At 71.5% G+C, this 2,090-nt stretch carries 3 protein-coding genes; all 3 read left to right on the top strand.

Annotation, left to right across the window (positions count from 1 at the left end; translation table 11 throughout):
• Positions 1-343 (top strand): amino acid synthesis family protein (locus H5J30_RS29295; RefSeq protein WP_181790304.1); only part of this gene is annotated, 343 nt, incomplete at its 5' end.
• Between the two features lie 16 nt (positions 344-359).
• Complete coding sequence (locus H5J30_RS29290; RefSeq protein WP_181790295.1) at positions 360-1,100, top strand: class II aldolase/adducin family protein; 741 nt, start codon at positions 360-362, stop codon at positions 1,098-1,100.
• 26 nt (positions 1,101-1,126) lie between these two features.
• Positions 1,127-2,059, top strand: coding sequence for a 3-hydroxyacyl-CoA dehydrogenase NAD-binding domain-containing protein (locus H5J30_RS29285; RefSeq protein ID WP_181790293.1), 933 nt, complete (start codon positions 1,127-1,129; stop codon positions 2,057-2,059).
• Positions 2,060-2,090: the final 31 nt, after the last annotated feature.

The following is a 2,090-nucleotide window of genomic DNA, read 5'->3' as shown; positions in this document are numbered from 1 at the left end:
GCTGGCCGGGCTGGCCGGCGAGCAGGAGCACGTCGTCGCCTGCGTCACCACCGTCTTCGGCAACGCGCTGCGCGAGGCGATCGGCGGCGGTGCCGCCTGGATCTCCTCCGCGACCAAGACGGCCGCCGCCGGCGCGAGCCTCGACATCCCGCTGGCGTACAAGGACGAGGTCTACGTCCGCTCCCACTACGACGCCGTCACCGTCTCCGTCCCCGATGTGCCGCGCCCCGACGAGCTGTTCGTCTGCGTGGCCGTCGCCAGCGGCGGCCGGATCCACGAGCGGGTCGGCGGCCTGACCGTCGCCGAGGCCCGCGAGCAGGCCGCGGCCGGCCAGGCCCGGTGAGAAGGAGGCAACCCCGATGCAGACCAGCGATGCGCTGTACTCCCAGGACGACTCCGTCGCCAACGTGCTCGACAACCTCGCCAGGGCCCACCGGATCCTGGAGCTGGAGGGCCACGGCGACATGTCCATGGGCCACCTGTCCTACCGCGACCCGCACGGCCGCGGGCTGTGGCTCAAGCGCGGCAACCTCGGCATGGAGGAGGTGCGGGCGGGCGACTACATCCTCATCGCCTTCGACGGCACCGTCCTGGAGGGCCAGGGGCTGCGCCACCTCGAATGGCCGCTGCACGCCGAGATCATGCTCGCCCGGCCCGACGTCGATGTCGTCGGCCACTCGCACCCGTTCCAGGCCACGGTCCTCGGCGCCGGCCGGGGGACGGTCGAGCCGGTGAACAACCACGGCGTGTGGTTCGCCGAGCACGGCGTCCCGCGCTTCGACGCCACCAGCCACATCATCACCACCCGGGAGCTGGGCCGCGACCTCGCCCGGGTCCTCGGCGACGCCGACGCCGTACTCCAGGCCAACCACGGCGCCTCGTTCGTCGGCCGCAACGTCCGCGACGCGACGCTCGCCGGGATCTTCCTGGAGAAGGCCGCCGCCTTCCAGCTCGCGCTGGCCGGCTCCGGGCTGCCGTACGACCCGCCGGACGCGGACGAGAGCGTCGAGAAGAACCGCCGCATCTACCCGGAACGCGCCCGCGACAACTACTGGATGTACTTCAACCGCAAGCTCGACCGGCTAGAGGCCGCCCGCTGAGCACGCACAGCACGAAAGGAACCACCGTGAGCATTCCCACCACCAGCGCCGTCCTCGGCTCGGGGAGCATGGGGCCCGGCATCGCCGCGCTGCTCGCCCGCTACGGATCCGACGTACGGCTCTACGACGTCAGCGAAGAGGCCCTGGCGCGGGCGGAGGGGACCTGCGCCGGCGTCGTCGCGCACCTCGACCGCCTCGACGTGCCCGTCACCCCCGGCGGCTCCGTCAGCTTCGAACGCGACCAGGCCAAGGCGCTGGCCGGCGCCGACCTCGTCATCGAGGCGGTACCGGAGCGACTGGAGCTGAAGAAGACGGTGCTCGCCCAGGTCGAGGCCGCGGTGCGGGACGACGCGATCATCGCGACCAACACCTCCGGCATCCCGATCTCCGACATGGCGGTGGACATGGCCCACCCCGAGCGGCTGATCGGCATGCACTGGTCCAACCCGCCGCACCTCATCCCCATGATCGAGATCGTCAGGGGCGCGCGCACCGGCGCCGCGGTCGAGGAGCGCCTCGTCGGCATCGTCGAGTCGTTCGGCTACGAGGCCGTGGTCGAGAAGGAGGTGCCCGGCTTCGTCGAGAACCGCGTGCTCTACGCCGTGCTGCGCGAGTGCATGGCCCTCGTCGAGGAGGGCGTGGTCTCCCAGCGCGACCTGGACACCGTCGTGAAGTGGGGCGTCGGCTACAAGCTCGCCGTCATCGGCCCGATGCGGCTGGTCGACATGGCGGGACTGGACATCTACCAGGCCGTCGGCTCCTACCTCAACCGCGACCTGTCCACCGAGACCGGCGTCTCCTCCCTGGTCACCGAGCTGACCGCCGAGGGCAGGCTCGGCATGAAGACCGGCGGCGGCCTGTACGAGTACGGCGAGGGCGAAGTCGCCGCCAAGCGCTCCGACATCGTCGACGGCCTGGTGAGCGTCCGCAAGGCGCTCTCCGCGATCAAGCCGGTCTGAGCGGAGGGGAGACGGACCGTGAACCGCGCAC

This window comes from Streptomyces phytophilus (assembly GCF_013870535.1).
Classification (GTDB): domain Bacteria; phylum Actinomycetota; class Actinomycetes; order Streptomycetales; family Streptomycetaceae; genus Streptomyces; species Streptomyces phytophilus.
This window is presented reverse-complemented; position numbering and strand designations above follow the sequence as displayed.